Genomic DNA, 25,903 nt, shown 5'->3' with positions numbered 1-25,903 from the left:
TGCCGCACAGGCAGCTCAGAAATGACCACCATCCTGCTGCCCACTAGGTCGTATGTTCACTGCCGCACAGGCAGCTCAGAAATTGAGGCAACACCTGTATGGTAAAGGTTACATGTTCACTGCCGCACAGGCAGCTCAGAAATTCATTGCGCCCGTCATTAACAGGGTAGCAAGGTTCACTGCCGCACAGGCAGCTCAGAAAGTGTCAGGAATGCTCGATTCATCAGCATTATCGTTCACTGCCGCACAGGCAGCTCAGAAAAGCAGGAAACCCAATTAAGACTCAACCGCTAAGTTCACTGCCGCACAGGCAGCTCAGAAAATTGAAGAGCATACAAAGCAGTTGTATTTGATGTTCACTGCCGCACAGGCAGCTCAGAAAATCAGTACCAATGGTCGCGGTCGCAGCAGTAAGTTCACTGCCGCACAGGCAGCTCAGAAATTTAAGCTTGGCCGTCTGCTGTGGGTTATTGAGTTCACTGCCGCACAGGCAGCTCAGAAACAAGCAAAAAATAGGCGGCGACTGGTGGCTGGCGTTCACTGCCGCACAGGCAGCTCAGAAAAGATCGTGTTGGGAATGACCCCATGTATATATGTTCACTGCCGCACAGGCAGCTCAGAAAAATGACATGACGCCTTATCAGATTTGGTGCTTGTTCACTGCCGCACAGGCAGCTCAGAAAGACAAAGAAAAGGCGGTTGATGCTGCTTTAAGGTTCACTGCCGCACAGGCAGCTCAGAAATTTGGTTATTGCATAGAGGAATACACGGGTTTGTTCACTGCCGCACAGGCAGCTCAGAAATATGACTTCTTTGGCGCCTCATTCTTTGGTGAGTTCACTGCCGCACAGGCAGCTCAGAAAACCTAGATGGTCAGCGTAGGGTTTTGCGAAAGGTTCACTGCCGCACAGGCAGCTCAGAAAAAGTGGTGCGGAATGCTTGAAAGGTGTTATTCGTTCACTGCCGCACAGGCAGCTCAGAAATGGTTGGCAAGAGTATTGGTATGAGCTATTTAGTTCACTGCCGCACAGGCAGCTCAGAAATGCATAGCCATAGCTGCAAAGTGTTCGCGCTTGTTCACTGCCGCACAGGCAGCTCAGAAAACTTGAAGGCACGTAACCGATTTTGGTTTTGCGTTCACTGCCGCACAGGCAGCTCAGAAATCCCCGTGATTGCATCAAACAACCTGTGAGCCGTTCACTGCCGCACAGGCAGCTCAGAAATAGAATAATGAGCATTGAAACTGCATTAATTTGTTCACTGCCGCACAGGCAGCTCAGAAAATTCGTAGGCGATATGCTGACAATTGGCAAAAGTTCACTGCCGCACAGGCAGCTCAGAAATATATGATGCGGTGTTGAGATCTTATTTTATTGTTCACTGCCGCACAGGCAGCTCAGAAACTAGACACCAAGCTGGTACATGCCACCAAGGAGTTCACTGCCGCACAGGCAGCTCAGAAAGCTGGTCTGCACGGTTCGCCCTTGGGATGCCAGTTCACTGCCGCACAGGCAGCTCAGAAAAGACGAGATCATGAGGTGCAGGGCTGGATTTAGTTCACTGCCGCACAGGCAGCTCAGAAACAACTTCTATTGCATTTTCGCTGTAAAAATAGGTTCACTGCCGCACAGGCAGCTCAGAAAATTTGGATATTCAGGTTCATAAAATGATTCTATGTTCACTGCCGCACAGGCAGCTTAGAAAGTTAACACCTTCCAACTTATATACAGCAGAGAGTTCACTGCCGCACAGGCAGCTTAGAAAATAACTAACCAATCTTTCACCAACTTGCTCAGGTTCACTGCCGCACAGGCAGCTTAGAAATGAACATGATTGGTCCATTGCCACGCCGTTAGGTTCACTGCCGCACAGGCAGCTTAGAAATTTTTCATGCCTTCAGACCATCCAAAATCAATGTTCACTGCCGCACAGGCAGCTTAGAAATGCTTACATCACCGTTGCTAACGGTGGTGGCGGTTCACTGCCGCACAGGCAGCTTAGAAATGACAATATAAACTATCGCGATGTCCCACAAGGTTCACTGCCGCACAGGCAGCTTAGAAATTTGCAAAGGTTTGATTAACCGATTTTAAGTAGTTCACTGCCGCACAGGCAGCTTAGAAATACAAGGAATTGGGATAACACCGAGCGAAGCCGTTCACTGCCGCACAGGCAGCTTAGAAATAATCCCGCCATTGTGGCAGAATAGAGCTTGAGTTCACTGCCGCACAGGCAGCTCAGAAAAAAACAGCACCTGGTAACAATTCAGGATACTCGTTCACTGCCGCACAGGCAGCTCAGAAAGATAATCACCAATCGCACCAAATACCTTTACAGTTCACTGCCGCACAGGCAGCTCAGAAAGATATTGTCATGCGCACCAACAGCGTTTGGATCGTTCACTGCCGCACAGGCAGCTCAGAAAATGTATTGCGCTTGTGTTAAGTCGTCTGGTAAGTTCACTGCCGCACAGGCAGCTCAGAAAATTGCGTGAACCGTTTCCACAGTTGCTATTGCGTTCACTGCCGCACAGGCAGCTCAGAAATCGCATAGTGATAGTCACGCTGGTGGCCGATGGTTCACTGCCGCACAGGCAGCTCAGAAAATCAAAGCCTCCCAGATATTCAGCATATCCTCGTTCACTGCCGCACAGGCAGCTCAGAAAATGTAGGTCAGAGTATTAATGCTGATAGTGAAGTTCACTGCCGCACAGGCAGCTCAGAAAGCCCAGCGGGATGGTGAATCGCTGACTTGGTAGTTCACTGCCGCACAGGCAGCTCAGAAAAATATCGTTAATCGCCCTCTTTCGAAGGCGGCGTTCACTGCCGCACAGGCAGCTCAGAAACTTAAAGAAGTAACTACTTAATGTGATTGCAGGTTCACTGCCGCACAGGCAGCTCAGAAAAATTGATACTGGGTTAGTTTACAGCGAATATGGTTCACTGCCGCACAGGCAGCTCAGAAAGGTCGAACAGCAAAAATGCACCAAGACGGCGTGTTCACTGCCGCACAGGCAGCTCAGAAAGTTAGCAACAGTGATGTAAGCAGGAAGGTTGGGTTCACTGCCGCACAGGCAGCTCAGGTGACGAGGAACCGAAACGGAGTTTCGCAGTTCGAGGAAGTGAGGTCATGGATGACCGATGTGAACAGGCTCCATGGATGGATTGTCATGGCAGAATGAACCATGACTCAAGTTCACTGCCGCACACGACTGCATGGATGCAGAAGTTAGGGCGACGCAGGACGCTAAAGCCGAGGCAGCTCAGTACAGGTTACTGGTATTAGTGTTGTCATTTTAACGGTTTAATCTAGAATGACTGATGTTTTTGTTTCACAAGAGTGTGAAGTATATGATTTTTGTACCCATCTGCTTAATTTTTATAAATATTTATATAATAAGAGCCGCTTTTAAAAACAAAAGTTGGGCCATAGTGTTTTATGTGTTGGTTGAGTTGTATTTTGCTGTACTTGGCAGTACTACTTATATCTCTAAATTGAGCATGCAAGGATAGAGTGTTGTGGATATTAAAGTCATAAATGAAGAAGCCACTGAGCTTGTTGATATTTTGGTTGCCGGCGTGCGTCAGCATAATTTCGACAATATGGGGCAAGAGACCTCTAAACCCTTGACTGTGGTTGCTCATGATAAAGGCGGCAAGCTGTTAGGTGGCGTTTCCGGGCGCACTATTTACAAAAACTTTCTCATCAATGTAGTGTGGGTCGATAAGCAGGCTCGCGGGACAGGCCTTGGGCGTGAATTGATGCAATTGGCTGAAGTTGCAGCCAAGGAAAGAGGTTGCCTATTGGCTCAGGTGGATACTTTATCCTTTCAAGCGCCGCTTTTTTATCAGCAGTTAGGTTTTGAAATCGTCGGCCAGGTGCCTCAGATTGACGATATCCCCGCGCGTTTTTTTCTGATGAAAAGGTATTAAATTGAGCTTAAGGTTATCTTAAACGCTCGTTGAATTCGATGATGAATCAGGCATAGGTATGTATAGCTGAGCGTGAACACAGGAAGTGAAGAAAAATGTCGATAAATTTAACCCAAGTAGATGGCGTTATGATTAAGGTGAAGCACAAGTTAACTTGCCATTGCGGCGCAGTTGAAATGGAGCTGACTCTACCCAAAGGGCTGGTGGATGTACGCCGCTGCGATTGCTCACTTTGCCGCAGGCGCGGCGCCATTGCAGCCTCAGTATCACTTGATGAGATTGAATTTATTCAAGGTGAGCAAGCACTAACTTTGTATCAGTTTAATACCAATACGGCTAAGCACTATTTTTGCCGTCATTGCGGTATTTACACCCATCACCAACGGCGCTCAAACCCTACTCAATTTGGTTTCAACGTAGCTTGCTTGGAAGGGATTAACCCACTTACGATACAACAGATACCCACATACGATGGCGTCAACCATCCTGTCGATAGAAGCGAAACTTGAGGTCATGTCGAGATAATGTGGTCAATAACTTAAGTACTTATTTTAACGCTATCAAGCATGTGCTTATCATTAAGAATGTAATAAGTATCTGAATATTTTCATCTAAATTCGCTTTTTGAACAAAGATAATACTGTCGCTCAACATATTAAAATATAGAAAGAGAGGTTAACTTTTGTGAATTAAGCTTTCAAGTTTTTATAATATAAAAGACGACCAAATAAGTATTAGGTCGACTGATTAGACTATCAGTTTTGATTATGTTCACAAATCTCGTAATACCACAAGTCAGAGTAGTGATATGACACTTGTGGACTTATAGTGAATGCGTCAATGATAGGGTTAATCCCAACGAGGTTTCACCTTTGGCCTCTGACCCATAAGGATATGGAGAATGTCAGTATGATGTCTGGAACATCATTGAGCATGCCATAACGGTATTGACTAATCCTCTTAACATTAACGGCTTGATTGTCATTTATCAGCCAGCTTGATATAAAAAAGCCGCATTAGATGCGGCTTTCATGTTTTATGTCACTGCGCGATGGCGGGGTGAGTAACTGTGGCTTTGGGAGCTAATGACCAGCGAATTAAAGCTCAATCACATCAAAATTGACATTGGGGTTAACGTCGGCGTCATAATCTATGCCTTCGATGCCAAAGCCAAATAATTTAAGGAATTCAGCTTTGTATTCCATGTAATCGGCAAGTTCGCTTAAGTTCTCTGTGGTTACTTGTGGCCACAAATCGCGGCAATGCTGCTGGATATCTTCACGCAGTTCCCAGTCATCGAGTCGCAAACGCTGTTGGTCATCCGTTGCTGGATCCGCGCCATCGGTGCGATATAAGCGCTCACTGAACATGCGGTAAATTTGCTCCATACAGCCTTCGTGCAGGCCTTCTTGACGCATTTTCTTAAATACCATAGCGATATAAAGCGGCATCACAGGGATGGCTGAACTTGCTTGGGTGACAACACTTTTAAGCACGGCAACGTTGGCTGAGCCACCTTTAACCGCAAGTTTATCGTTTAATGCGTGTGCGGCGCGGTCAAGGTCCATCTTGGCTTTGCCTAAGGCGCCATGCCAGTAAATCGGCCAAGTGAGCTCTGTGCCTATATAGCTGTAAGCCACGGTTTTGCAGTTGTCACTTAATACGCCAGCATCGCTTAAGGCATTGATCCATAATTCCCAATCTTCACCGCCCATTACAGTCACAGTGTCGGCAATTTCTTGCTCAGTGGCGGGCTCTACGCTGGTTTGGATTATGCAATCCTTGTTGGTGTCTACCGCTGTGGCGGTATAGGTTTCACCAATAGGCTTGAGGGATGAGCGAATAAGTTCGCCAGAATCGGGTAATTTACGCACCGGTGAAGCCAGTGAATAGACCACCATGTCCACTTGACCTAAGTCTTTCTTGATAAGTTCGATGGCTTTTTGCTTGGCTTCATGACTAAAGGCATCGCAATTGATACTCTTAGAATACAGGCCTTCAGCTTTAGCAAATTTGTCAAAAGCGGCAGTGTTGTACCAGCCCGCAGTGCCAGGCTTAGTCTCTGAGCTTGGTTTTTCGAAGAATACCCCTAAGGTGGCCGCATCTGAGCCAAAGGCTGCAGCGATGCGTGATGACAGGCCATAACCGCTAGAAGAACCCACGACTAACACACGCTTAGGGCCATTGGCTATCTTGCCTTTGGCTTTGGTGAGTTCGATTTGTTCTTTAACGTTGGCTTCACAGCCAACAGGGTGAGTGGTGGTACAAATAAAGCCACGAATTTTTGGTTTAATAATCATATTTCAGTATCTTCCTTTAATATTGGCTCTAGGATAAATAGTTCATCGCCTAAATGGCACTGATTTTTATCAAAATGGTGGATAAACCCCAGTGGTTGGAGCAGTTTAACGCTTTTGCATAAACTGACTCTGCTCTTGAATGAGCCTTTGGGTGTACTCGTGTTGTGGCGAGTTAAATAAGTTTTCTGTGGTGGCATGCTCCACCATTTCCCCGCGGTGGAGCACCATGATTTTATCGCTCACATGGCGGACAATATTGAGGTTGTGGGACACAAATATGTAAGACAACCCCATCTCTTTTTGTAGTTTAAGCAATAGGTTAATGATTTGAGAGCGGACTGATAAATCCAGTGCCGTTAATGCTTCATCTGCAATAATGATCTTAGGGTTTAACATTAATGCTCTTGCCACTGCTACCCGTTGTTTTTGACCATCAGAGACCATATTGGGGTAAAAGTCTGCGTGTTCTGGCAATAAACCTACCTTACGTAAGGTTTCAACCACTTGTTGTTTACGTTCACTGACGCTGAGGTTACTGCTAAAACGCAATGGCTCATTTAGCAGCTCGCCGATGGTGAGCTTAGGGTTGAGCGAGGTGTTTGGATCTTGAAAAATCATCCGAATAAGCCGGCAACGCTGCTTCAAATTACGGGTCTCTAGGGCTTCGCCTTCGAAAAAAATCTCCCCTGTGGTGCGCTGCTCTGCACCAACAAGAATACGCGCTAAGGTACTTTTACCTGAGCCGACTTCTCCAACAATTGCTAAGGTCTGGCCGCGTTCAAGCTCGAACGATACTGGCGAGAGTGCCTGATAATATTGCGGCTTAAACCGCTTGTAGCCCGTGAGGTACTGTTTACTCAGCTGTGTGACTTTAAGCAAAGGCGTCGTCATCGGCTTCCTGCTCATTTTGATAGGGGAAATGACACGCAAAGTAGCGGTCTTTTTGGTGCTCAAGTGCGGGTTGTTTGACACAATTCCGCTGGGCTTCAGGACATCGTGGCCCTAAGCGGCAGCCCGCTGGCATATTATGTAAGGATGGCGCTGAACCTTGCAATGTTGGCAAATAAGATTTATGGCGCATCTTACCTGTGTAATCGGGTAAGTTTTTCAACAGCGCCTTGGTATAAGGGTGAAACGGCTGGGCTATCATCTCTTGGGTTGGTCCGGACTCCATCACTTGGCCGCTATAAAGTACGGTTAAATGATCACACCATTGCACTAAGGTTTCCAGCTCATGGCTGATGAGTAAGATAGAGACATTTTGCAATTGATTAAGCTGAGACAATAATCTAAAAATCTGCGCTTGAGCGTTAAGCTCAACTGAGTTTGTCGGTTCATCGGCGATCAATAATTTAGGCCGGTTCGCCACGGCCATCGCAATCATGACCTTCTGACATTCGCCTTCAGAGAGCTCCCATGGGTAGCAAGACATCAGAGATTTTGGATTTTTAATGCCGACTTTATGCAGCCATTTTTGGGCATTTAAATAGGTGTCTTTACCTCTACGCCAAAAAGGCACAGCTTTGTTGGGAGTCATGGACTCAATAAGCTGACTGCCAATGGTTTTTACTGGATCTAAACTGCCTGAAGGATCTTGGAAAATCATCGCTATATCACAGCCCATCAAGCAGCGGCGCTGTTTGGGGCTCATGTCGAGCAAGTTTTTACCATCCAGCATTAATCTGTCAGCGATGACAGTCCATTGTGGCCCAAGGGCGCCTAAAATGGCTTTTGCCAATAAGCTGCGCCCTGAACCTGATTCACCCACAAGGCCATGGATCTCACCAGCATTGAGGGTTAAACTCACTTTCTCAAGCACCTTCACTTTGGTGTTGTTAGTGTTTAGCTCTATGGTGAGGTTGCGAATGTCGAGTAATGGCATAGGTTAGTTTCTTATGGCTGCGAGGGCTGAGCGCAAACCGTCACCCACCAGATTAATGGACAGTACGCTAAATAAAATAGCTGCGCCAGGAATGGTTACTGTCCAAGGGGCAACCAGTAAATTATCTAAACCTTGCAACACCATGGAGCCCCATTCAGCGCTTGGGGCTTGCGCGCCTAAATTTAAAAAGCCCAGTGCAGCAATATCAAGGATCGCTGCTGAAATCGCTAGCGTGGTTTGCACTATCACCACATCCCAGACATTCGGCATAATAACAAACCAGAAAATCTGCCAATTGTTGGCACCATCAAGGCGAGCTGCAGTGACGTATTCCTTTTGTAGCTCTTCATGCACGGCTTGATGGATAGCACGGACAAATTGCGGCGTCATGGCAATGCCCACGGCCCAGAAGACGTTATAAAGACCTGGCCCGGTAATGGCGACCACTAAAATTGCCATTAGCAAAGAGGGGATGGACATTAAAGCATCGAGTAAGTGACCTAAGATGCTCGACTTTATGCCTTTCATCATCCCAGAGAGGGCGCCGATGATAAAGCCTGCGGTTAACGCGGCGCTAACGATAAGCAGTGACATGCCGAAGGTGAGTCTGACTCCATGAAGGATGCGGCTAAAGATATCTCGACCTAGATCGTCAGTACCAAAAAAGTATTCCACATGGCCATCGAGATCCCAAGAGGGTGGCATCAATATCGTATGCGCTTGCTGGGCTTCAGGGGAGAATGGCGCCAGTAGCGGCCCGAAACCAATGAGCAGCAATAAAAACAGCACCACCCAAAGGGAGATAAGTGAAGCTGGGTTTGCTGAAAACGATTGCCAGACTCGCAGTGACGGTGAAGCGATATTGTCTTCTTGATAAATTTTAATGCGCGGCATACAGCTCCTTCTTACTCATGGGGTTAATGGCTGTATAAATTAAATCTATGATAATGCTTAAGAATATAATTAGCAGTGACACGGACAATATTCCGCCTTGGATCACAGTATAATCGCGTTGATAGATACCAGATACCAACCATGCCCCGACACCAGGCCAAGCGAAAATAACTTCAACCACTATAGCGTAACCTGCAAATGAGCCCAGCATTAAGCCAAAGCTTTTTAGTACAGGAATGAGCGCATTAGGCAGTGCGTGGCGTAATAGGATTTTTCTGCTGCTGAGACCGCGAGCTTCAGCTGCTTGAATATAGGTTTGGGTCATAACATCTTGCAGCGCCTGACGGGTAATGCGTATTACTGTGGTAAAAGGCAGCACAGCTAAGGTGACACCGGGGAGAATGATATGCAGCAAGGCATCTTCAAAAGCGGCCATGGCAAACGCTGAGTCGGATAACAAGGTATCGATAAGCATAAAGCCAGTGATATTTTCGATTTCATAGAGTAAATTAATCTGCCCAGCGATGGGCAACCAGCCTAAGTTAACCCCAAACCACAATGACAGCGTTAACCCCAGCCAAAACACGGGTACTGAATAGCCTGTTAAGGTCAGGGCTAAAATACTGGTCTCGACGATTTTATTCTTGGTTAGGGTAGCAATAACGCCTAAAGGCACGCCAAAAATCAAAGCTAAGGCGCCAGCAAACAGGGACAGTTCAAAAGAGGCTGGCAGTACGCTCATTAACTCATCGGCAACACTTTGTTGTGAGTTACTGGAAATGCCTAAATTACCAGAGAGTCGCTCGCGCAAATAAGCGGTAAATTGGTTAAATAAATTACCATTCAGTTGATAGGTTTGCGTAAGCTCGATTTGCTGTATGGGGGTTGGAAACTCAATACCGCTGAGTGAATAACTTTTCTCAACCGGGAAAAGGCTTGCAGCAATAAACAGCACCGCCATCATCACTAGGGATGTGGCAAAAAACAGTACCACTCGTCTAATTATATAGCGCCACATTAGTGCTGCTCCTGTGTTGGGGCGTCTGAAGGCTTATCTGCTGGATTATGAGACACCTTGGTGGGATTTGACTCGCTGTCAGAGTGTTTAGTACCACTATCGTGGCTAATATCACTATCACCATAAAGATCAGCTTGTTGAGTTTCAGCTGCAGGCGTGGCAAGGTTTTTTTCAGCTAATATTATCGGTGCAAAAGAAATACCGCCATAGGGGGCACTGTGGGTTGACGTGAGTTGTTTTTTACGCAGCACCACTTTTTGGGCGTGGGCTAAATTAACCATAGGTACCTGAGCGGCAATAATGGCTTCGGCGGCTTGATAAAGGGCCTTACGCTCAGGTTTATCAGTAGTTGCCTGAGCTTTGGTTAATAGTTCATCAAAGGCGGGTTGGCACCAGCGTGAACGGTTGTTGTTTGAGTTGAAAGCCGCGCAGCTCAATAGTGGGGTGAAAAAGTTATCTGGGTCACTATTGTCAGCGTTCCAACCTATGAGCACTGAATCATAGTCTGCTAAAGCCAGTTTTTGAGTAAACACGCTCCAGTCATAACTGACAATATTCACTTTTACACCAATTGCCGCTAAATCTGCCTGAATAAGTTCTGCGGTTTTCAGTGCATTTGGGTTGTAAACCCGGGCTACTGGCATGGCCCAAATATCAATGCTTAATTGGTTTATACCTGCGGCATCTAATAGCTGTCGAGCTTTTTTGGGGTTGTATTCATTTGGGATAACGCTTGGAGTATAGGCCCAAGATGAGGGGGGTAACACCCCAGTGGCGGCCACTGCGGTATCGTGATACACCACCCGTAAAATATTTTCCTTATCTACAGCATGGGCAAGAGCTTGGCGCACTCTTACATCGTCAAAGGGGGCTTTTTGAGTATTAAATGCCCAAAAGGCCACATTAAGACCTGCTTGGGTATCGATAATGAGGTTCTTTTGCTGCTTGACCACGGCAAGTTCGGTGGCTTTGGGTAGTGCTGATACACTGCAGTCGCCGGTAATGAGTTTAGCCAGTCGTACCGAGCTTCTTGGGGTAATATCAAACACCAGCATTTCAATTTTTGGGATAACGCCCCAAAAGTCAGCATGTTTTTTATAACGTATGTACTCGTTTTTTACGTATTCATCAAGTTTGAAAGGCCCGGTGCCTATGGCAAAAAAGTCGAGTTTATCGGCTTGGTTTTGAGCCAGTAACTGCTGAGCGTACTCAGCAGATAAGATCACCGCAAAATCGGTCGCTAAGTTGGAAAGAAAGGCGGCATCTGGGCGAGACAGATGAAATACCACTTCAAAATCATTGACTCTTTCTATATTGGTTACCAATTCTGCAAAGCTAATACTTTGAAAGAAGGGGTAACCGGTACGAGTGATCTCATGGTAAGGATGCTGTAAGTCGATAATGCGGTTAAATGAAAACAGCACGTCATCGGCATTGAAAAAACGGCTGGGGGTAAAAAGTTCGGATTGGTGGTAATGCACGTCGCGGCGCAAATTAAACCGATAAGCCCGGCCATCATCTGAGACTTGCCATTGGGTGGCAAGACTTGGCACTATGCTCGCGCTGGCAGAGTCATAATCCACTAAGCGATTATAAATTTGATTTGAAGTGGCATCGATAGTCGTACCTGATGTCACCAATTGTGGGTTGAAGGTTTCAGGGTTTCCTTCGCTACAATACACTAGCCCTGATGGCAATTGTGCTTTACCGCAGGCAGATAGAAGCAGGCTACAGGCACACACTAAGGTAAGTTGCCATTGACGCATCATGAATAGACCCAACATATTGTCATTATAATTTCCAATCAGGGCTAGCAGAGCCCTTCGCATTAACACCATCATAGCCTACTTGCTAGTGATGCTAACCACGCCAAGTTCGCGAAAACAGCCAATAAGTATCGGCTAGCATTGGCCTAAATAGCTATTTTAACAGTGGAAAGCAAGTTGGGGCAATGTGCATCTTTTCTCATCAAGTTTACGCCTTATCCAATAAATTATACTTCTTTAAGATCCCTCTGAGCTGATGATAACTCAGGCCGAGCAATTCGGCTGTTTTCTTCTGATTAAATTGGCTCTCGCTCAGGGCTTGGTTGATTAAATCCACTTCAAATTGCTCGGTATGCTCTTTAAAGCTGATGGGAAAGGTTAATTGCAAGACTTGAGGTGCTAATACGTCAGATGCTAGTCCTTCTGAAGTTAAATTTTGCGTTTGGACATTAGCGTCAGTAGCCATTCTTTCAATCGTTGCTGGCCCTGAATGATTCGCATGTGAATGCTGACGGCTTAAGGTTTTAACTCGATTAGTTGGCCGATAAGGTGAGGCAAACGGATCAAGGATGATTTCTTCTATGGCGTTTTCTTGACCGCTGCGGTAGACACTGCGCTCAACCGCATTCTTAAGTTCACGAATGTTACCCGGCCATGAGTGCATCATTAATTGCTCGACGGCGATAGGGCTAAAGCCTGGGAAAAAATCTAAACCTAGTTGTCTGGCCATACTGACGGCAAAATGTTCTGCAAGGGGCATGATATCTTCGGTGCGACAACGCAGTGGTGGCAAGGTGATCACATCGAATGCCAGTCTATCGAGTAAATCGGCGCGAAATTCACCTTGTTCGGCTAATGTGGGCAAATCTTCATTGGCGGCACAAATCAGTCTGACATCGGTTTGCACTGTTTTACTGCCACCCACCCGTTCAAACTCACCGTATTCTATGACCCTAAGCAGCTTTTCTTGGATAAGCCCAGAGGTATTTGCCAGTTCATCTAAAAACAGTGTACCGCCATCGGCGCGCTCGAAACGACCTTCATGCTTACCTTTAGCCCCAGTAAATGCCCCAGAGTCGTGGCCAAAGAGTTCACTTTCTAATAAGTTTTCACTTAAGGATGAGCAATTTAGCTTAATAAATGCTTGATCCCAGCGTGCAGATAAGTAGTGTAGACGCTCGGCAATGAGTTCCTTACCTGTGCCTCGCTCACCAATAATCAGCACAGGTTTAGACAGCGGGGCCACTTTAGACACATGCTCTAATACTTCTAATAGGGCATTGGATTGACCGATGAGATTATCTTGTTGGTATGAATTCGCCACGATATTGGTTAGTCTTTTACGCTAATTATTGGTGAAAATCATAATAGTTGTCTGAGGTTTAAAAAGAAAGAAAAACTTGGATTTAATCTAAGTGCATGATAAATATGGCTTATCAAAAGTTGGCATGCTATGTGTATTATGTACTTCGACATTAACGTTCAATTGAGGAACACATTATGGGAATTTTCTCTCGCTTTGCAGACATAGTTAACTCCAACATCAGTGCTTTATTAGATAAAGCAGAAGACCCTGAAAAAATGGTACGCCTTATCATCCAAGAGATGGAGGACACCTTAGTTGAAGTGCGTTCAACTTCTGCCAAGGTTTTAGCAGAAAAGAAAGAATTACTAAGACGTGTAGCCCGTGTACAGGAACAAGTACAAGATTGGCAAGACAAGGCAGAACTTGCCTTATCCAAAGACAGGGAAGATTTAGCTAAAGCAGCCTTGATTGAAAAGCAAAAAACAGGCACTTTACTGGATACATTGGAACTTGAGTTACAAGTGGTTGAAGAGCACATTGCGCGCTTGAAAGATGAAGTGGCTCAACTTCAAGAAAAACTAAACGATGCACGTGCTCGTCAAAAGACCATTATCATGCGCAAGCAGACTGCAACTTCACGCCTAGAAGTGAAAAAGCAGTTAGATTCAAGCAAGATTGATGATGCCATGATGAAGTTTGAGCAATACGAGCGTCGCGTAGAAGGAATTGAAGCGCAAGTTGAGTCTTATGATATGGGTAAAAAGAATAGCTTAGCCGATGAATTTGCCGCTTTAGCTGCTGAGGACTCAGTGAGTGATGAATTAGCGGCATTAAAGGCTAAGGTGAAGGCTAAAGCTCAGCCAAAAACAAAAGCCTAATAAATCGAGGTAGGTTATGGACATGGATATACTAATAGCACCAATTATTATCTTTTTGTTAGTTGTTGCGCCCATTTGGCTAGTGCTTCATTACCGCAGTAAGCGGCAGGTGAGCCAAGGACTCACAGAGGAAGAGTTTAGCCAGCTAAATGATCTCATCGCTAAAGCTGAAAAAATGGGCAGCCGCATTGAGACGCTGGAGGCAATATTAGATACTCAATCACCTGAATGGAGGGCAAAGCATGAACACCTCTAATGGTCGAACTTTATACCGTAATGCCAAGGCTGGAAAAATTGCAGGTGTCTGCGCTGGTATCGCAGAGTACTTCAATTTTGAAACTTGGTTGGTAAGAGTATTAGCAGTATCGATATTTTTATTGGGCGGCACAGGGTTTGTTTTTGTTATTTATATTGCCCTTTGGATGATCTTAGATGAAAAGCCTAAAAACTTAGACGATAAGTTCGAACATAAAGATATCGAAGTAAAGAAGAAAGTCTGGCAAGCTGGAGAGCCTGCCAAGCAAGCGCTCTTCGATGTGAACCGTCAGTTTACTAAGCTTGAGACTCGCTTGCAGCAACTTGAGCGTCACGTCACTTCAGATAATTTCGATCTGAAAAGACAAATTGATAATCTATAGCATCATTCAAAGGGCGGTTTTCCGCCCTTGTTGCTATGGGAAATGTGCAGCTGGTTTATTGAAGGGTTTAGTTAAGAATTTAATTAAGGGTTTAGCACAATAAGGAAGCATTTTTTTGGGATTGATAGAACGTTCAGTAAATAAGCTTAATCAAGCCACGCAATCCTTAGTGCTGCGCAGCACTGACAGGCATGTACGTTTAGCGGTCACAGGCCTTAGTGGCGCGGGGAAAACGGCATTTATCACAGGCCTTGTGAACCAATTGCTTCATTGTGATGCTAAAGCTGCTTCGTCACCTTTACCTTTATGGCAAGTGGCCAGAGAAGGGCGCTTGATTGGCGTCAAGCGTGCCATGCAACCGGACTTAGCGGTAGCAAGCTTTGATTATCAAGGTGCTATGGATGCTTTAACCTCAACACCTGCACGCTGGCCGGCATCGACGCGGCAAATTACCGAACTTAGATTGGCGGTAAAATATCGTCCCGAGAAAGGCCTACTGGCTAAATTAACTGATACTGCGACCTTGTATGTGGATATTATAGATTATCCCGGTGAGTGGCTGCTGGATTTACCTATGCTGAACATGGATTTTACCAGCTGGTGTTTATCCCAAAAAGCCACTGCTGCGCGCTTTAAAGCCTCGCCGCTTTATGCTGATTTTTCATGCAAGCTTAACGCCTTATCACTTGAAAGCAGTGCCGATGAGCAACAACTAAAGCTGCTCGCCGCCAGTTATCAGGCGCTATTGATAGATCTGGTTCGAGTGCAAGGTTATTACTTAGCTCAGCCTGGGCGCATGTTGTTGCCAGGAGAATTTGAATCAACCCCATTACTCGCTTTTTTCCCGTTACTTGAACTCAGTGAAGCTGATCATAAGCGCCTAGAAAGCAGTGCTGACAATAGCCATTATCAAGTACTAAAAACTCGCTATCAGCAATACGTGGCAAAAGTCGTTAAGCCATTTTATCGGGATTACTTTTCAAGTTTCGATCGCCAATTAGTGCTGGTGGATTGCTTAAATGCCCTTAATCATGGCCACGGCCAATTTAATGACATGAGTTTTGCCTTGAATCAAATTATGGAAAGTTTTCATTTTGGTCAGTCGAGCCTTATCAAACGTTTATTTTCACCGCGGATTGATAAGTTATTATTTGCCGCCAGTCAGGTTGATAGGGTAACGCGGGATCAACAAGGTCATGTGCTGCAACTACTGACTGACATGCTCAGGCAAAGTCAGCACTTTGCCAGTTTTGAAGGCTGCGATGTAGAAACCATGGCTATCAGTGCCATTAAAGTGACAGAGCATGGCATGGTTAGCACGGCTGATGGCAATCAAGAAGTGATAAAAGGCCGAAATCTTGCGGGAAAAATGACTACGGTATTTCCCGGCGAAGTGCCCAAGCAGTTACCAACAGCTGATTTTTGGCGTGAGCAAGGGTTTGATTTTATGTCTTTCTTACCTAAGGACCATCAAGTTGATGGTGTCAGCCATAGGCATGCTGGTGGGGCACAATTTGAACATATTCGCCTCGATCATCTCCTTCAATTTTTACTTGCCGATAAGCTGACCTAATATGTTAGAAAAACCGCCAATCAATAAACTCAAGCAGCAGCAAATTTTTGATGAGTTGCCAAGCCTGAGCTGTGAAGCCAATGGCAGCACAGCTAGCCAGTCTCATAGCGCCAAATTTAAAGCAAGCCAAGCCTTTGATGAAAAAGAGTTTAATCCAAGCCATCAAGCAGGATTTGAACAAACGGCTGAGCAAAGCGCTGATAAAACAACTGAACAAGCCCATGATGCAAAGTTAGCAGGCTTTGACTTAACGGCCAATAATCCCATCATCAAGCTTAAATCCCGCAGTAAAATGACTTGGCCTGTTAAGCTATTATTGCTGGCGCTTAGCACGCTAGTGTTCGTTGAGACGGGCTTGGGGTTATGGCAAGCGTTTGAGCAAAGCCCCTGGTTATTTGGTTTTTACACTATAGTGCTCGGGGTGGTTGTCGGTGTTGCAAGCCTGGGCTTTATCAGTGAATGGCGCAAGCTTGGCCAGTTAAAACAGGTTGTTAGCACTCAAGAGACTGGCGAACGTTTGGCGTTGAGTATGCAAATCGGTGAGGCGGATAAATTTATCACGCCGCTTTTGAAGCGCTATCCCGAAGACAGCGCCAGTCGGCAATATTTAACCCATATAAACCCTGAACATAATGATGCTGAAAAGCTGATGTTATTTGATACCTTAGTGCTGAGTCAAAGGGATAGCGAAGCCAAAAAACTTATTAGTCGTTATGCGGCCGAAGCGGCGTTATTGCTTTCAGCCAGCCCTCTTGCTGCGTTAGATATGGCAATTATTCTGTGGCGAAATCAAAAAATGGTGACTCAAGTTGCCCAAATTTATGCCATCGACTTAGGCTACTGGAGTCGGATTAAATTATTACGCAGCATAGTCGCTAACATTATTTATGCTGGTAGTGCAGAGCTGATTACTGACCTTGGTACTCAAGTTTTATCCCTTGAAATGGCTGGTAAATTATCGGCTAGGGTGGCTCAAGGTCTTGGAGGCGGACTATTAACGGCGCGCCTAGGCTATCAAGCCATGAGTCTTTGCCGGCCGCTGGTGTTTAATCAAGACAATAAGCCCAAATTGAGCCAGCTGCATCAAAGTCTATTAAGCCAACTGAAGGATTTAAGCCTGACAAGTTTCAGCCAGCAAGGGCCAGTGAAACAGCAAACAGATAATCTGCAAGGCGTGAAGCGCAAAGGTCAATAAATATAGGCATGAAATGGTTACTGCACTGGCATTAACCTAGCCTCTAGCGCTTAAGCGAATTTGGTACTCTGATGGTTTTTTACTAAAGTTAGTGTCTAACAAATGTGTAGTTACACATACGCAGGTTAGAAGCTATTCAGCCAAGGAACAGGAGGCAGGCTGGATATTCACTGGAAACAAGGAGAACCATTATGAGTTTTTTATCAAGAGTTACCACCCAAGTGCGTCTATTCACAAGTCTTATAGGCACGTTTATACTGGCTTTATTACTGCTTAATCCGCTTCATGCCACAGAGCCTGAATCATCTAAAGTGAACGCCGCTAAGGGCAATTCGAGCAGTGAGAAGGTGCTTAACTCTCAAGCAAGCAATACTGCCAACGCAGCTACGCCTGATGCCACGGACACATATCGCGTTAATGTCAATAGTGCGGGGCTTGAAGAGTTGCAACAACTTAAAGGGATTGGCATTGCTAAAGCGAAGGCTATTATTGAGTACCGTGAAAATAACGGCAAAATTGGTAGCTTAGAGGAGCTGACACAAGTGTCAGGCATTGGTGAGAAGTTTATTGAACACAATGCTGATAATGTTAGTTTTTAAATGGGTTAAGCCGAGTGGTTAAACGTCAAAACATTCATATAAAAATAGGGAGCCATTGGCTCCCTATTTTTATATGAATGCACCTTATTCAACTCACTGTACTCAAGATAACTTTTCAACCTATATTGAGCAGTTTATTTTTAGCTAAGTGCGCTCCAATGATGACCCACTGACTATTGAGCGTTTAATTGAGCGCCATTGGTTTTTACTGAGTCTTCACCCATCAAGAAAAGATAGCTTGGCATAATTTCTTCAGCAGTTTTAAGGCTCATAGGATCTTCACCTGGATAGGCTTTAGCACGCATTTCGGTGCGAGTAGCACCAGGGTTTATGCTGTTGACTCTGATACTGGTGCCATCACATTCATGGGCCAAAACCTGCATCATGCCTTCGGTGGCAAATTTTGAGAACGCATAAGGCCCCCAGTAGGCTTTACCTTGGCGACCCACACCGCTTGAGGTGAAGATGATTGAAGCCGTTGGCGCCTTGCGCATGATGGGCAACATGGCTTTGGTTAGTAACACTTGAGCAGTAACATTGACCTTCATGATGTCTTCAAGTGAGGCTAAATCAATATGTTCAAAAGGCCCTAGTGCGCCTAATTGACTGGCATTGTGTAATAGGCCATCTAAATAAGTAAATTGCTCGGCTATGGTTTCTGCCATGTCGATATAATGCTGCTCGGTAGCACCTTTAAGATCCAGTGGCACTATGGCAGGTGTCGGGTAGCCAGCATTGACAATAATGTCGTAGACGCTTTCAAGCTTTTTAACCGTCTTGCCCAGCAAAATGACGGTAGCGCCATATTTTGCAAACTCTATAGCGGCTGCCTTTCCTATGCCGTCACCAGCGCCTGTGACTAAGATAGTCTTGTTAATAAGTAAATCTTTTCCAGCTTGATAATCCAACATGATTGAATAGTTCCTCTGGGCGCCAAAGCCCACCAAATCAAGAGTCGCTCTTAAAGTAAACGATTGTTTTAAACAATTGACTCATATTTGTTAACTAGCCAGCCACTTTGAGGTAACAAATTTGTAGCTAACTCAATAATTTTACGTTAACTTGAGACGAGTTAAGGACAGAAATAAGTCCTTATGGTCATATGTTTGGACTATTGTGACCAATTTTTTGGGGAAAACAAAACTATTACAACAAGATTTGGGGAAAAAAGATGAAAAGACTCATTTTGGGTGTTGCAATCACATCTGCTCTTGGACTCACAGGCTGTGGTGAAGATAGCACAAACGAATTAATTGAAAAGGCTACGCCGTTAATTCCAGTTTCGCATATGGTGTTTGACCCAGCTAATGGCAAATTGCCAGTGCCAAATGATTTACTCTTTAGTGGCACTAATGACGGCACAATAAACATGCCTAATAATGTAGAGGCTGCGGGAAATTATGTTAATCCACAAATTGCTATCGGCGCATTAGATGGGTGGTCAACCACATCTCCCATCTCAATTGATATTAAATTTGCCAAAGATCACGATGGCACAGTATTAACATTAGATACTGCATCGGTCGCTCAAGCGGGGGCGGTGCGCGTATTTGAAGCCACAGTTGGCGGTGCGTTATCTGGCGATCCAGAGTGTAAAGCGGCAGCAGCATCTTCCGCTTGTAAAGTGGGGGCTGAGCTCGTATACGGTGTCGATTTCATTTCAGTTGGCTCGGGCAGTAAAATAGCCATCATTCCACTTAAGCCGCTTAAAGCCAAGCAGTCTTATATTTATGCCACCACTAAGTTAATCCAAGATTCAAAGGGCCGTGCTATCGAGCCATCTGAAACCTATACCTTAGTGAAATTAGATATTGAAACAAATTATCTTGCTACGCCTGCTCAACGTGGGCTGCAAACCTTAGTCAACAGCTATGAGAAAGGCATGGCCAGTGAGCATGGTGTCGACACCAGTGAAATCACCTATTCAGGCCTGTTTACGACGCAATCGGTTGCTGATGTTTATGAGACAACTAAGCTGTTAATGGCATCGAGCGAGCCTTATAAACCCTCTTTCGTCCAGGCTCCTACACCAATGGGCATAACGGTTGCGCAAGCGTTACAATTACCGTCTGCTCACCCAAGTTATGAGACTGCGGATTTAGCGGATTTATACACAGCCACAATCCGATTACCTATTTATGGTAATTGTTCATCGGCCGCTTGTGTACTTGATGATAATGCTGAACCAGAACAGAAAAAGCGCTTAAACAACAGCCGCTGGGCAGCGCAGTTTGATAGTCCCTTGTCAGTGCTGCTTGCTGTGCAAAATGGCACCATGAGTACGGCCCATTTTGCGACTCAAGCTATAGCACAAGGGGTCGACCCAGTTGAGGCGCAAACTAACCCAGCACTCCTTGCCGGCAAAACCTTTACCTTAAATGATGGCACCGCAGCGGACAAAACCAAGCACTTAACCAAATTCAACCCCATTCCTGCGATTAAGGGCTATGAGAATATCAAGGTGCAGATCACCTTGCCAAATGGCCCTAAACTTGCCGCTTATATTATGGGCAAGGGCGGTACCTTTGTACCGCCGGCTGCCGGTTGGCCTACGACTATCGCTATGCACGGCTTAGGTGGTGGTAAGGAAATGGCATTGTCTTATGCCGGTACTTACGCGGCAGCGGGCATTGCGACTATCGCCATGGATATGCCATTGCACGGTGAGCGCTCATTCGATGCAAATAACGATGGTATCTATGAAGTGACTGCAACGCTAAAGGATTACGGCAGTGTTGTCGGTAAGCCTGATGCGTTTAACAAAGGCACTATCTTAGATTTTATCAATATTGCTAGCTCATTGATGGTGCGTGATAACTTCCGTCAAGCGACGCTTGATCACTTAAGTTTACGTCTGTTATTAACGGGCATGGCGCAACAACTTAGCGATGCTAAACAGCCACAAGTTTTTGATGTGTCAAAGATTAGTGTTCAAGGCTTAAGTCTTGGCGGCATAGTCGGGTCAACCTTATCAACTTATGCCAGCACGGGGCTTAAAGATCCTACAACAGGCGCTGATTTAGGTAATCCTTTTGCAATAAATGCCGCATCATTAGTGGCGCCAGCTGGCGGTTTAGCGGGCTCTTTTGCAGGCTCAGCAAGTTTTGCACAAACATTATTTACTAACGTGACTAAGGACCCGACCTTTATTGCATTAGTGGCAGAGAAAAACACCGCAGGTTATGTCGAGGGTACACCTGAGTACGTAGCCCTGGTGCAAGCAGTTTACGCGGGCTTTATTCCAAGCTTTGCGCTTGCGATTCAAACTGCGGTGGATTCAGTTGACCCTGTCAACCACGGCGCTAAATTAGCATCATTAGGCTTGCCTGTTCATTTGATTGAAGTGGTGGGAGATGGCGCGGACAATAAGCCTGATCAAACCTTACCTAATTCAGTAGCAGGTTTCCCGTTGTCTGGTACTGAGCCTTTTATCCGCTCTTTAGGTCTAGGCTGTGTTGCAGAAACGACTCAGGGATCAGGTGCGGTGCGTTTCGCTAAAGGGCATCACAGCTCGATTGTGGATCCAAGTGAAACCTCAGCAACCGATGGTATGGCCGCTGCGGCAACTGTGGAAATGCAAATGCAAGTGGCAGGTTTTGCTCAGTCTGCTGGTATGGGGACCCCAACCATTGCAGTTACAAATCCTAGTGTAATAGCCTCTTGTGGTAGTTAATTAATTCCAGTTACATAGTGATACAAAAACCCAGCGCAAGCTGGGTTTTTTAATTTATTCAATGCCTGCTAGAATAGCGGGCAATTTCGCCCTGTGCTTTTTTTGGAGTTAATTTTGGAATTTTTATACGAATACGGTTTGTTTTTAGCCAAAGCTGTGACAATTTTATTGTCTGTACTGGCAGTAATTACCATGGTGCTGATGACTGCAGTAAGGCAAAAATCAGATAAGGGTGAGTTAAGTTTGACCCATATTTCTGAAGAACTTACCGCGCTCAAGCACGATCTTAAACAAGAATTACTCACTAAAAAGCAGTTTAAAGCCTACGAGAAACAGCTAAAGGCTGATGAGAAAGCGAAAGAGAAGCTAGATGACGTCAAACAAGCAACAGTATTTGTTATCGATTTCAAAGGCAGTATCGATGCCAATGAAGTCAGCTCGCTTCGAGAAGAAATTACCGCGATTTTAACCATAGCTGAAGCGGATGATGAAGTTATCGTTAATGTAGAAAGTGGTGGCGGCATGGTGCATGGTTATGGCCTTGCTTCAAGTCAGCTTGACCGCCTGCGTCAAGCCAATATCAAATTTAGTGTATGTATCGACAAGGTTGCCGCCAGCGGCGGTTACATGATGGCCTGCGTGGCGAATAAAATCTATGCAGCCCCCTTCGCGATTGTGGGCTCCATTGGCGTAGTGGCGCAATTACCCAATTTTCATCGTTTATTGCAAAAACATGATATCGATTATGAGCAGCATACCGCAGGCGACTTTAAGCGAACCTTGACTCTATTTGGTCAAAATACCCAAGAAGGCAGGGACAAGTTCCAACAAGAGCTTGAAGACACCCATGTATTATTTAAATCTTTTGTAGGTCAATACCGCCCTGAAATGGATATCGCTAAAGTGGCCACGGGTGAGCATTGGTATGGTCAGCAAGCGATAGAATTAGGTTTGATTGATGCCATCAGTACCAGTGATGATGTGTTGCTTAATTTAGCTAAAGAACACCGAGTTATTAAGGTAAAATACCAAATCAAGAAAAAACTCAGCGATAAGTTGGCTCATGGAGTGTCACTCTCTGTCAGCTCAATCGTTAATCGCCTTATGGAAATGAATAAAAACTCATACTAAATATGATCCCCAATGGCGGTGATAACCTTGTTATTACCGCCATTATTTTATATATCCCTTTCTTTAATCACTCAAAGAAGCCACTGATAAAGTGAAGCAGTCTGAGCAAGATTACCGCACCTATAAGAAACAGCGCGGTGAGCTTGAAAGCCAGCTTGCTCAATTGGAAGCGGACTATAACAGCGGCGCACCTGGGGTGAATTATGCCGATATCATAGACATGCGTGAGTTGCTGGCAGATGTCAACAGTGATGAGGACTGGTATATCGCGGGCATCGCCTTAGCGACAGCCGATGCGACCATGAAGGGCGTCAATTTAGTTCAGCAGGAGCTAGCAGGAGTGACAACTGCAGCAGTATATGGATTTAATGCCGGCATTCAGCTGGATATCGATGCCAGTAATACCAAGAACGAGTTGGAGCAAACGACCTCACTGGCCTCAACACTCAGTGGCAATAATATCAATATCCTGACGGGGTTAGCTCAGGGTGGAGATCGAGGGGCGGTGAGTACGGCGCTAGGGATGACCTTAATTCAGGGCAGTCATCTCAATGCCAAAAATGCCATCAACATCAGCACAGGTGAACTGAGCGTGTTGGCCTCAAGGGATACCAGTAGCAGTAGCCGTGAAACCCAGAACGGTCATATCACCATAGCACAAACCATTGGCGGCGCAGCAGGTGGCCCAACCGTGAGTGCAAGTTATGATCGCAATCAAACCAAGGATAAAACCACTACCTATAACAACGCCACCCTGACAGCGGCGGATATCAACATCATCACCGAAGGGGATACCCGTATTGAAGGCGCTAATCTGAGCGCTGACAATCGCCTTAATCTGGATGTGGGCGGTGACTTATTACTCGAGTCTAAGCAAAACAGGGCCAGCGGCAGCAATAAAGGCTTTGGCGTCAGTGGCGGGTTTAGTTTCAATGCTGGCAATGAAGCACCGGACAGTGTTTCAAGTGCAGTCGGCGGTGCCTTATCAAGTCTTGCTGGAAAAACTGTTGCGACCACTAACATAGGCGACACCAGCGGTGGTGTTGGCAGCGTCAATGGGGGCTTAAATGCCAGCGCGGGGCGTTATCAAAATAAAGAAACTGTGCTCAGTAGCCTCACAGGCGCTGAAGTGAACGTGAATGTTGCGGGCAATACCAATATTGTCGGTGCGCTGCTAGCAAGTTTAGGCGCCGATGGTAAAGACAATGGCAAGCTCAGCTTAGCCACAGGTTCATTGAGCTTTACCGATCTCACCAATACCCGCTTTAACAGCCAGGTCAGTGGTGGAATAAGTGCCAATATTGGCATCACGACACAAACGACTCAGGCTAATGATGCCAATGCTAAAGCCAATACTTTACCCGCGACCAAGGTCACAGGTGACGGTGAAACCAGCAGCAATAGCTTAGATGTAAACTCTAGCCAATATAGCTACAGTAATGAGTCAAGCTATGACAAGAGCAAGACCTTAGCCACCCTAGGACAAGGCACTGTGCTGGTGGGCGGCGTGAGTATTGATGGTATAAACATTAGTGGTGCAAATGTTGATGGTATAAACCCAGCCCAAGGCACGGCCAGTAACGTCTTAGCAGGACTTAACCGCGACACAGATAATATCGACAAGACGTTTTATAGCGTCGACCGCCAGCAGGGCAATATTGATATTACCGTGGATCATGAGCAGGTCGCAGTGGCTGCTGATGTGACAGGTGAAGTGATGCAAATGGTTGACGAGATATTGCCTAGTGCACTCAACGACAATGCATTCCTAGCAGGTTTAGGCACAGTCATTGATACCTTAGGAGCCTATACTGGCGGGATATTGCCAAGTGATGCGGGTAATGGCGGCTTGATTGCTCAAATCCCAGTGCTTTTAGGGCAAAGTGACAGTAAGCAAAAGGTGATTCAACTGGCTACGGCGGACAATATTTCACCAGAAAGGAAGAGTGAATTTATAGCAATTGAAGAAAGTGATTATTTCAAATCTGTTTCGGTTGAAACACAAGATAAACTAAAAGGTCACAACTTATATGTAACCATAGAGCCTGTGGTTATCAACAAGGGATCTGCAACACTGCAAAATTCAACCAATGGTATGTTGAACCAAGAAGCAGATGGCTTACTCAGTGCACTAGGGCAAACCCATAATAAGGATAAAGTTGGCTATGGTAGTGTATTACTATCATTGAATTATAATCCAACCCGCGGCGGCATCAATGATGGATTGGAGTCAATGATTGACTACTTCGGAGGCACCACAGGTATGGCTAAAGATACTGGCGAATTTTTACGAACTGTCACTACCGCAAGAGGAAGTGAAGGGTCTAACTTTGCTAACCACTCACAAGGCAACCTATTGACCTTACAAGGCTATAAGTACATTGCGAATAAAGGCGGTTATGAAACGGGCGGATTTAAACATCAAGATTACTTCATGATAAAAAATGGCGATAAGAAAATTGATAAACGCCCGATGATTGCAGGTTTTGGCTCACCAGCAAGCGTGGAAAGCAATAAAATCTTTAAAGATGATAAACTATTTATATTTAGAGGGAATTATAGTCAACCAGGTGATCCTGTGGCACAAATTTGGGGTGGCAACACAGGTCAAAATGATACCATTGATGGCTACCTCAATCGATTTAAAGGGTTTAGCGGAGCAGCGCACAGTGATTATAAATGTTCAGACCTTAAAGGAGCACAATGTGGCCCAACAAATCCTTAAGTTTATTGCCTTGTTGCCCAGACAGGCGCTGATATTGCTAGTGTGTGTGTTGGCCTTGGTAGGCTGTGGCTCTACCTCTGTAGAGGTTGATAGCACAGACGTATTTGAAAATGAGTATGGCCGCTTTAGTCCACCGAATAACTGGCTAGCCTTAATGAATGCTAACTGGATATATGAATATCACGGGACACAAAGCGAAAATAAGAAAAACCAGTGGATTGTCTTAAAAAGTAGAGATTCTCTTTCAACTATTGTTGTTAGTTTTAAATCTTTTAAGGCTCAAAATCAGATGCAGGTAGATGAAGAAGCTTATTTAAAACGGGTTTATAGAATAAAAACTGAGCAAGAAATAAAGAGCGACAAGATGATGAATGTTTATATAAGTGATGCATG

At 45.4% G+C, this 25,903-nt stretch carries 20 protein-coding genes and 1 CRISPR repeat array (1 of these 21 cut by a window edge); of the genes, 12 read left to right on the top strand and 8 right to left on the bottom strand.

Annotated elements, in window-relative coordinates:
- Window positions 1-3,085: a CRISPR direct-repeat array (repeat unit 28 nt; unit sequence GTTCACTGCCGCACAGGCAGCTCAGAAA) (it extends 2,106 nt beyond the left edge of the window).
- A 433-nt stretch (window positions 3,086-3,518) separates the two neighbouring features.
- Both H5073_RS12860 and H5073_RS12855 read left to right on the top strand, forming a co-directional pair.
- The gene (locus H5073_RS12860) at window positions 3,519-3,932 is read left to right on the top strand and encodes a GNAT family N-acetyltransferase (protein ID WP_182679972.1); all 414 of its coding nucleotides are present in this window, start codon (window positions 3,519-3,521) and stop codon (window positions 3,930-3,932) included.
- A 95-nt stretch (window positions 3,933-4,027) separates the two neighbouring features.
- On the top strand, window positions 4,028-4,441 hold the full coding sequence (locus H5073_RS12855) for a GFA family protein (protein WP_182679971.1): 414 nt from the start codon (window positions 4,028-4,030) through the stop codon (window positions 4,439-4,441).
- 588 nt (window positions 4,442-5,029) lie between these two features.
- Here the strand turns inward: H5073_RS12855 and fabV are convergent.
- From fabV to pspF, 7 genes are all read right to left on the bottom strand, one after another.
- On the bottom strand, window positions 5,030-6,232 hold the full coding sequence (gene fabV, locus H5073_RS12850; protein ID WP_182679970.1) for an enoyl-ACP reductase FabV: 1,203 nt from the start codon (window positions 6,230-6,232) through the stop codon (window positions 5,030-5,032).
- A 105-nt stretch (window positions 6,233-6,337) separates the two neighbouring features.
- Window positions 6,338-7,123 carry an ATP-binding cassette domain-containing protein gene (locus H5073_RS12845; protein ID WP_182679969.1) on the bottom strand — a complete coding sequence of 262 codons (786 nt, stop codon included), beginning with the start codon at window positions 7,121-7,123 and terminating at the stop codon, window positions 6,338-6,340.
- Window positions 7,104-8,114 (bottom strand): oligopeptide/dipeptide ABC transporter ATP-binding protein, encoded by a 1,011-nt coding sequence (locus tag H5073_RS12840; protein WP_182679968.1) that lies wholly within the window; start codon window positions 8,112-8,114, stop codon window positions 7,104-7,106. The genes H5073_RS12845 and H5073_RS12840 overlap by 20 nt, the downstream gene beginning before the upstream one ends.
- A 3-nt stretch (window positions 8,115-8,117) precedes the next feature.
- Window positions 8,118-9,008: an ABC transporter permease subunit gene (locus H5073_RS12835; protein ID WP_182679967.1), complete on the bottom strand. Its 891-nt coding sequence runs from the start codon at window positions 9,006-9,008 to the stop codon at window positions 8,118-8,120.
- Entirely contained in the window at window positions 8,995-10,026 is a 1,032-nt protein-coding gene (locus H5073_RS12830; protein WP_182679966.1) for an ABC transporter permease, read from the bottom strand. The genes H5073_RS12835 and H5073_RS12830 overlap by 14 nt, the downstream gene beginning before the upstream one ends.
- Window positions 10,026-11,795, bottom strand: coding sequence for an ABC transporter substrate-binding protein (locus tag H5073_RS12825; RefSeq protein WP_182679965.1), 1,770 nt, complete (start codon window positions 11,793-11,795; stop codon window positions 10,026-10,028). Before H5073_RS12825 ends, H5073_RS12830 begins: the two co-directional genes overlap by 1 nt.
- A 205-nt stretch (window positions 11,796-12,000) precedes the next feature.
- Window positions 12,001-13,116 carry a phage shock protein operon transcriptional activator gene (gene pspF / locus H5073_RS12820; RefSeq protein WP_182679964.1) on the bottom strand — a complete coding sequence of 372 codons (1,116 nt, stop codon included), beginning with the start codon at window positions 13,114-13,116 and terminating at the stop codon, window positions 12,001-12,003.
- A gap of 176 nt (window positions 13,117-13,292) precedes the next feature.
- On the opposite strand from pspF, the gene pspA reads away from it, so the two are divergent.
- From pspA to H5073_RS18515, 6 genes are all read left to right on the top strand, one after another.
- A complete protein-coding gene (gene pspA / locus H5073_RS12815) occupies window positions 13,293-13,976 on the top strand; it encodes a phage shock protein PspA (RefSeq protein ID WP_182679963.1) in 684 nt (227 codons plus the stop codon).
- Between the two features lie 16 nt (window positions 13,977-13,992).
- Entirely contained in the window at window positions 13,993-14,232 is a 240-nt protein-coding gene (gene pspB, locus H5073_RS12810; RefSeq protein WP_182679962.1) for an envelope stress response membrane protein PspB, read from the top strand.
- On the top strand, window positions 14,219-14,614 hold the full coding sequence (gene pspC, locus H5073_RS12805) for an envelope stress response membrane protein PspC (protein ID WP_182679961.1): 396 nt from the start codon (window positions 14,219-14,221) through the stop codon (window positions 14,612-14,614). Before pspB ends, pspC begins: the two co-directional genes overlap by 14 nt.
- Before the next feature lie 115 nt (window positions 14,615-14,729).
- Window positions 14,730-16,187: a YcjX family protein gene (locus H5073_RS12800; RefSeq protein WP_182679960.1), complete on the top strand. Its 1,458-nt coding sequence runs from the start codon at window positions 14,730-14,732 to the stop codon at window positions 16,185-16,187.
- 1 nt (window position 16,188) lies between these two features.
- The gene (locus tag H5073_RS12795) at window positions 16,189-17,382 is read left to right on the top strand and encodes a TIGR01620 family protein (RefSeq protein WP_182679959.1); all 1,194 of its coding nucleotides are present in this window, start codon (window positions 16,189-16,191) and stop codon (window positions 17,380-17,382) included.
- A 191-nt stretch (window positions 17,383-17,573) separates the two neighbouring features.
- Window positions 17,574-17,981, top strand: a complete 408-nt coding sequence (locus H5073_RS18515) for a ComEA family DNA-binding protein (RefSeq protein WP_182679958.1) — start codon at window positions 17,574-17,576, stop codon at window positions 17,979-17,981.
- A gap of 173 nt (window positions 17,982-18,154) precedes the next feature.
- Here the strand turns inward: H5073_RS18515 and H5073_RS12785 are convergent, their stop codons facing one another.
- Window positions 18,155-18,892, bottom strand: coding sequence for a YciK family oxidoreductase (locus tag H5073_RS12785; RefSeq protein ID WP_182679957.1), 738 nt, complete (start codon window positions 18,890-18,892; stop codon window positions 18,155-18,157).
- Between the two features lie 260 nt (window positions 18,893-19,152).
- Here H5073_RS12785 and H5073_RS12780 point away from each other — a divergent pair, with 260 nt between their 5' ends.
- The 4 genes from H5073_RS12780 to H5073_RS12765 form a co-directional block, all read left to right on the top strand.
- On the top strand, window positions 19,153-21,654 hold the full coding sequence (locus tag H5073_RS12780) for a VolA/Pla-1 family phospholipase (RefSeq protein ID WP_182679956.1): 2,502 nt from the start codon (window positions 19,153-19,155) through the stop codon (window positions 21,652-21,654).
- Window positions 21,655-21,768: 114 nt separating this feature from the next.
- The gene (gene sohB / locus H5073_RS12775; RefSeq protein ID WP_182679955.1) at window positions 21,769-22,785 is read left to right on the top strand and encodes a protease SohB; all 1,017 of its coding nucleotides are present in this window, start codon (window positions 21,769-21,771) and stop codon (window positions 22,783-22,785) included.
- 91 nt (window positions 22,786-22,876) lie between these two features.
- Entirely contained in the window at window positions 22,877-25,510 is a 2,634-nt protein-coding gene (locus H5073_RS12770; protein WP_182679954.1) for a hemagglutinin repeat-containing protein, read from the top strand.
- Window positions 25,491-25,903 (top strand): hypothetical protein (locus H5073_RS12765; RefSeq protein ID WP_182679953.1); only part of this gene is annotated, 413 nt, incomplete at its 3' end. The genes H5073_RS12770 and H5073_RS12765, both read left to right, overlap by 20 nt.

Source organism: Shewanella sp. SR44-3 (genome assembly GCF_014163735.1).
Taxonomy (GTDB): domain Bacteria; phylum Pseudomonadota; class Gammaproteobacteria; order Enterobacterales; family Shewanellaceae; genus Shewanella.
The sequence above is the reverse complement of the archived record's forward strand: the minus strand, read 5'-3'. Positions and strand labels throughout refer to the sequence as shown.